The following is a 7043-nucleotide window of genomic DNA, read 5'->3' on the forward strand; positions in this document are numbered from 1 at the left end:
CGTGGTGCGGTGTCAGTCGACGACGGTGACGTCCAGCTCGCCGTCCGCGTGCCGCTTGCGGATCACCTTCTTGTCGAACTTCCCGACGCTCGTCTTCGGCACGGCCTCGATGACGGTCCAGCGCTCCGGGAGCTGCCACTTGGCGACGCCGGACTCGGCGAGGAAGGTCTTGAGGCTCTCGAATCCGACGACGGCACCCTCCTTGAGGACGACCGTGGCCAACGGACGCTCGCCCCACTTGTCGTCGGGCACGGCGACGACGGCGGCCTCGGCCACGTCCGGGTGAGCCATGATCGCGTTCTCCAGCTCCACGCTGGAGATCCACTCGCCGCCGGACTTGATGACGTCCTTGGCCCGGTCGGTGAGGGTGAGGAAGCCGTCGGGGCTGATCACGCCGACGTCGCCGGTCTTCAGCCAGCCGTCCTGGCTGAACTTGTCCTCGGGGCGCAGGTGTTCGCCGTCCGCTCCGCCGTAGTACGCCCCGGCGATCCAGGGGCCCCGGACCTCCAGCTCACCGGCCGACTCGTTGTCCCAGGGCAGGTGTTCACCGCCCGGGCCGACCAGTCGGCCTTCGACTCCGGCCGGGAAACGGCCCTGGGTGACGCGGTACGGCCACTCCTCCTCGGCGCTCAGCCCGGCGGGCGGGTTGGCCATGGTGCCGAGCGGCGAGGTCTCCGTCATGCCCCAGGCGTGGCAGAGACGGACGCCCAGCTTGTCGTACGCCTCCATCAGCGAGGGCGGACAGGCGGCGCCGCCGATGGTGACGCGGGCCATCGAGGTGAGATCCCGCGGCCTCGCGGTGACCTCCGCGAGCAGGCCCTGCCAGATGGTGGGAACGGCCGCCGCGTGGGTCGGGCGCTCCCTCTCGATCATCTCGGCGAGGGGCACGGGCTGGAGAAAACGGTCCGGCATCAACATGTTGACACCGGACATGAAGCACGCATGGGGCAAACCCCACGAAAGTACATGAAATTGCGGAACCACGGCGAGGGTGGTGTCGGCGTCCGTCAGCCCCATCGACTCGGTCGCGTTGACCTGCATCGAGTGCAGATAGACCGAACGGTGCGAGTAGACGACACCCTTGGGGTCCCCCGTGGTGCCGGAGGTGTAACACATGGCGGCGGCCTGGCGTTCGTCGATGTCGGGCCAGTCGAAGGTGTCCGGGCGCCCGGCGATGAGCTCCTCGTAGTCGTGCACGCGCGGCGCGACCCCGTCGAGCAGGGACCGGTCACCGGGTCCGGCGACGACCACGTGCTCCACGGACGGCATCCGGGGCAGGAGCGGCGCGAAGAGCGGCAGCACCGAGCCGTTGACGATCACCACCTTGTCGTCCGCGTGGTTGACGATCCAGACGAGCTGTTCGGCGGGCAGCCGCAGATTGAGGGTGTGGAGCACGGCACCCATGGCCGGAATGGCCAGATATGCCTCGACATGGAAGGAGTTGTTCCACATGAGCGTCGCGACCCGCTGGTCCGCGTCGATGCCCAGCTCGTCGCGGAGGGCGTTGGCGAGGCGGATCGCGCGGGTACCGATCTCCGCGAAACTGACCCGGTGCGGCTCGGGTTCGCCGGTCCAGGTCGTGACCTGCGACTTCCCGTGGATCGTCATCCCATGGGTCAGGATGCGGGTGACAGTCAGCGGTACGTCCTGCATGGTGCTCAGCACGGCGTCCTCCCGGAGGCGCTACGCGGCAGTAGGGTTCCGCTGATTCTGCGCACATACCGCGCGGTATGTCACTACTTCGGGCCACCCCAATCGGTACGCGCCTCCGCCGGTCCGGTGGTCACGGGCCCCCGGGCAGGTGTGCGGGACCGGCGTACGGGCCCGCGACGGGGTCAGGGTGCGGGTATCAGCTCCGGGTCCTCGCGGAGCTTGCGGAGCGCCCGCGAGACGGCGCTCTTCACCGTGCCGACGGACACCCCGAGCACCTCGGCGGTCTGGACCTCGCTGAGGTCCTCGTAGTACCGCAGGACGACCATGGCCCGCTGCCGGTCGGGCAGTTTGAGCACGGCCCGCCACATCGCGTCGTGGAGCGACTGGTGTTCGGCGGGATCGGGGGCCGGAGCCGTCTCCGGCTCGGGCAGCTCGTCGCAGGCGTACTCGTCGACCTTGCGCTTGCGCCACTGCGAGGTACGCGTGTTCACCAGGGCGCGCCGGACGTATCCGTCCAGCGCCCCGTGGTCCTCGATGCGCTCCCAGGCCACGTAGGTCTTGGCCAGCGCGGTCTGGAGCAGGTCCTCGGCGTCGCTCGGATTCGCGGTGAGCGAGCGCGCGGTGCGCAGCAGGACAGGCCCGCGCGCCCGGACGTACGAGGTGAACGACGGGTACGGCGGGGTGTGTCCGGCGGCGGCAGCGGTGCGCCTGGGCGCGCCCGTGCAGACTGGCGTGGTCATCTCCCCAACCTAGGAGCGAAGGCCCGGCGGCGGATCGCCCCCAGGTCCCGATGCCGCGTCCGCCTCAGGGTGTAGGAGCCGGGAGACGTCCACCTCCTGGGGGTGGAGGGCACGCGAGGTGGAGTCGGGGCCGGGGCCAGGGTCGGTACCGGGGTCGGCACTGGACCCGGGGCCGGGTCGGGGCCGAGGTCGGGGCCGGGGCCCGGCCGGGGCCTGCGGGTGGTCCGCAGGTGGTCCGCAGGTGGTCCGCAGGTGGTCCGCGGGTGGCCCGCGGGTGGTCCGCGCGGGTGTCGCGGGACCACCCTCAGCCGGTCCACAGCCGATCCCCGGCCGATCCCCGGCCGGTCGTCAGCCGGTCGTCAGCCGATCCGCAGGCTCTCCGGCGGGCCGAGGTAGACCGGGCGCAGGCCGCCGGTGTCGACCACCAGCTTCTGGACCACCACCGTCGGGTCGATCATCCAGAACTTCAGCACGTGCTCCCCGGGCCGGGTGATGACGTGCTGGGTGGCCGTGCGGTTGACGTTGTCGGACGTACCGCGCGCCCACTGCACGTTCATGGTGCCGTCGTCCCCGCCGGTGACCGCCGTGACGTTCACCGTGCTCGGTGCGTCGTCGTCGAAGGAGACCGCGTACTTCAGGCCGTCGCCCGAGAGCGGGTTGTTCCTCGGGGAGAGGTACGCCCAGACCGTGACCGGTCCGGTGGTGAAGAGGCTCAGCGTGTACTCCAGACGCGGCCCCCTTCCCGCCGACTGCCGGGCCGCCGTCACCGGGAAGGGCTCCATGCCGCCCGCCGTACGGCCCACGTCGGGCAGCCGGCGCCAGTTCACCGACCCGCTGCCGACCGCGCGGCTGTAGTGCTCGGCCTCCATCGACACGTACCCGCCGGCTTCCACGAACCCCTTGAGGCCCGACTTCGGCGTCTTGGGCCGGTCGACCACGGCGGTCACGACGACGCTCGAACCGCCGGGGCCGCTCACCGTCACCGGCACCCTGGTGACGCCCTGGGGGGCGTGCTTCCACTCGACCCGCAGGGTGACCCGGGTCTGGGTGGTGACCCGCCCGCGCGGCCGGTCCACCACCAGCCAGGACTCACCCGTGGTGATCCGGTAGTCGAAGGGCGTCCGGCCCCGGTTGAACACGTCGATGTACGGGTCGGGGCCGTTGCCGTACGGGGAGAACACCGGCAGCGTCGCCTCGCCGGCACCGCCGCCCGGCCACCAGTCCTCGCTGCCCTCGACGGCCACGCCCATCTCGGCCGCCCCGGGCAGCTCGATGCGCTTCAGCGCCGGGTAGATCTCGTCGGTGAGCGCCACGTTGTTCAGCTCGGGCTGCTGCCACGGGGCGTTCGGTCCGTACCGAGCCACGTCTCCGTACCCGATGTGCGGCTGGGTCTGGAAGCCCTCCCATTTGCCGTCCGCCACCCGGGTGTTGAACCTCTTCGAGAAGGCGAAGTCGTCCGCCAGACGGGCCTCGGCCCTCGCGGCCAGTTCGTTGGTCAGGGCCCGGCCCTGCTCCGCGTAGAAGAGGTTGGTGAACTGCGCCTCGCGCAGCTCGTACACGTTCGCGGTCGCCTCGACCTCGTACCCGACGAGCTCGAACCAGGCATCCTGCGAGGAGGCGGGCAGGCGCCGACCGACCTCGCGGGACTTCTCCGCGAGGGCCCGCCAGCGGTCGGTGACCCGCTCCAGTTCGCGGTGATCCACGAGGCTGAACGGGGTCGCCCGGTCGTCGTAGACGATCGCCGAGGAGTCGGTGGCCGGATTCTTGGCCGGGTCGAGGGTGATGCGCCGGTTCAGCAGCTCCGGCTTGCGGATCTGCTGGAGGTGCGCGTACTCCGAGAGCACCTGTGCGATCCGCTCGGCCTGCTTCTCGCCGAAGTGGAGGCGCGCGTAGCCGAGTTCCCACTCAGGGAGGTCGTCGACGTCCCAGCGCTCCGGGCTCCAGGCGTACTCCATGAAGAACTGCGTGGCGAGTTCGTTGCCCTTGAGGTCGCCGACATTGGTGACCCACAGGCCGCGATTCCCGTACGTGTACGACTGGTTGAGCTGGTCCCACATGTTCGGCAGCGAAGTGGTGTCCACCCACTTGTAGTTGCGGCCGACCCCCACGTAGTCGAAGTGGTAGTAGAGGCCGTACCCACCGGCACGGTCGTCGGTGGCGAGCTGCGGCAGCTTGCGGACGTTGCCCCAGTTGTCGTCGGTGAGCACCACCGTCACGTCGTCGGGGACGCGCAGCCCCCGGTCCCAGTAGCGCTGCACCTCCTTGTAGAGGGTCCACACCTGCGGGACGGACTTCTCGTCGCCGGTGATGTCGGCGATGATGGCGCGCTGGCTCGCGATGATCTCGCCCATCAGCTCGATCGCGTCGCCGTCCGGCAGGCTGGTGTCGCCGTTGCCGCGCATGCCGAGGGTGACCACGCCCTCGAAGTCCTGCTCCTTCATGCGGCGGATGCCGTCGGCCCAGTAGGCCTTCAGCGCGTCGGAGTTGCGCCGGAAGGACCACTCGCCGGTACCGCCGTAGGGGTCGTGGCCGGGGGTGGTGATGTTGCCCGCGGCGTCGCGCACGGCGGCCACCGCGTGCCGGTTCCACTCCTCGATGCCGCGCATCATGGGGGCCTCGTGCGAGGTGCCCATGACGATCCCGTACGCCGTCGCGGTGGCGTGGTTCAGCGGGTCGTCCTCGGCGAAGGCACGGCCCCAGACGGCGGGCCAGAGGTAGTTGGCCTTGAGGCGGAGCAGCACCTCGAAGATCCGGGCCCAGAAGTCGGCGTTGAACCCGCCCTCGTAACCGGGCGCCTTGCCGGGCCCGAAGAACTTGGGCGCCCAGGTGCCGAGCGCGGGGTTCTCGTCGTTGATGAAGATGCCGCGGTACTTCACCGCGGGGGTGCCCTGGGTGTGCCGGCCGGGCCGGACGTGGATCTCGTCGCGGTGCTCGGGCACCACGTCGTCCCACCAGTACCAGGGGGAGACCCCGATGCCCCGGGAGACGTCGTACGCGCCGAAGATCGCGCCCCGCTGGTCGCTGCCGGCGATCACGAAAGCCCGGTCCACACCGGGCATCGGCCGCTCGACGATCGTCTGGAGGGACGTCTCCCACTTGCCCGCGATCCCGCGCACGTCGAGCTTGCCCGCGTCCACCAGCGCGTCGATCAGCGGGCTGCGCCCGATGGTGCCGACGATCACGATCTCCCGCTGCCCGGCACCCGCCTTCCGCACCACGGCCGGACGCACCCCGGTGACCCGCTCGATGTCGGACTGCAGATCGCCGACCGCGCGGATGACACCCGCGTGGTCCGCGCCGCTGACGACGAGGGGAACCGCGCGGCCCGACTTCACCAGGGCGAACCCGCCGGAGACCGCGCCGAACGAGATGTACGTCCCGGAGTCGGTGGCCCGGCCCGCCGCACCCTGCGCCCCGCCGGTACCCCGCGGCCCGTCGGCGCCCTGAGCCCCGAGGGGCGCGGCCAGGGCGGGCGTGGCGCCGCCGATGCCGAGGAGCGGGGAGGCCAGGGCGCTCAGGCCCAAGCCGAGTGCCAGTACGGACCTGCGGCTGGCGCGGCCCGACGCGGGCGCGTCCGAATCGCCGGAGAGACGGGGACCCTCCTGCGAGTCCGAAATATGCGGGCCCGGAATCTGTGATTCCACGAATGACCTCCGATAAAAGTTTCGAGAAAAGAGTCGCGAAAGGAGTCGCCACCACGGACACGAGGAAGAGTGCGCAGGTCACCGCACCGGACAGCGCGAAACAGCGCACTCCGCGCCGGGATTCCGCAGGTCACCGATCTCTCCCTTATCGAGCCAAGGCGCTCGAATGCGAGGAATTCCGACATCGAGCCGCCCGTCAGCCCCTGCGCCGGATCGAAACATTTCGAATATGTCCCCGCAATTTTCTGGAAACCTAGAGCCCGCTTTTTCCAGGGTCAATCCCCTTGCACCAACCGATTGCGCGAGGGATGCGCAAGGGCGGCCCCCGGGACGACCGGACGGAGCGGGGCGTGCCCTGAGTCACCTCGTATTCCGTTGCCTTCTTCGAACGCTTGTACGAACATGACTCCATGGCCCCCACCGACCGGCAGCTCGCCACCCTGGCCCTGGCCCACGCGCTGAACGCCGCGGAGCGGGGGCTCCCCGTCATCCCGCTCAACTCCGCCCGGCTCCCCGCGCTGCGTTCACCGCACCCCGGCGGCGCGGCGCGCACCGCCTGCACCGGCCACTGCGGGCTGCCCGGACACGGAGTACGCGACGCGACCACCGACCCGGCGGCCGTCCGCGCGCTCTTCGCCGCGGCCCCGGGCGTCACGGGGTACGGCATCGCCTGCGGCCAGGGCCCGCACCGCCTGATCGGCATCGACCTGGACGCGGCCACCACCGGCCCGGCCCCGACCGGGGGCCCTGCTCCTGCGGCCGGCGCCGAAGCGCACGCGGACGCCGCGCTCCGTCAGCTCGCCCTCCAGCACCTCTTCACGATCCCGCCGACCCTCACCGTGCTCACCCCGGCCGGCGGCCGGCACCTCTGGCTGTCCGTGCCCGCGGAGGTCGTCGTGGCCGGCTCGGCGTGACCGAGCTGGGGGTGCCCGCCGAGCCCTCCGACGTGATCACGTCCGCGCAGGCGGTCGCCCGGCTGGTCGCGGACCAGCTTCCGGCGGGCGCC

Annotated in this window: 3 protein-coding genes and 1 pseudogene; 1 reads left to right on the forward strand and 3 read right to left on the reverse strand. The window is 71.0% G+C overall.

The genetic code is table 11. From position 1 onward, the window contains the following. Positions 1–12: 12 nt before the first annotated feature. From ACWD3D_RS10430 to ACWD3D_RS10440, 3 genes are all read right to left on the reverse strand, one after another. A complete protein-coding gene (locus ACWD3D_RS10430; RefSeq protein WP_451460490.1) occupies positions 13–1665 on the reverse strand; it encodes a long-chain fatty acid--CoA ligase in 1653 nt (550 codons plus the stop codon). A 170-nt stretch (positions 1666–1835) separates the two neighbouring features. After that, a complete protein-coding gene (locus ACWD3D_RS10435) occupies positions 1836–2393 on the reverse strand; it encodes a SigE family RNA polymerase sigma factor (RefSeq protein ID WP_451460491.1) in 558 nt (185 codons plus the stop codon). Positions 2394–2752: 359 nt separating this feature from the next. After that, a complete protein-coding gene (locus ACWD3D_RS10440; RefSeq protein ID WP_451460493.1) occupies positions 2753–5929 on the reverse strand; it encodes a glycosyl hydrolase 115 family protein in 3177 nt (1058 codons plus the stop codon). Between the two features lie 518 nt (positions 5930–6447). Between ACWD3D_RS10440 and ACWD3D_RS10445 the strand changes: the two are divergent. Beyond that, positions 6448–6948 (forward strand): annotated as a pseudogene (locus ACWD3D_RS10445) (bifunctional DNA primase/polymerase); the annotation flags it as partial. Positions 6949–7043: the final 95 nt, after the last annotated feature.

Source organism: Streptomyces sp. NPDC002690, assembly GCF_053592415.1.

What these genes read in the sequence shown, in the direction of transcription:
- ACWD3D_RS10435 (WP_451460491.1), bottom strand. Translation starts at nt 2,393, where the DNA reads ATGACCACGCCAGTCTGCACGGGCGCGCCCAGGCGCACCGCTGCCGCC.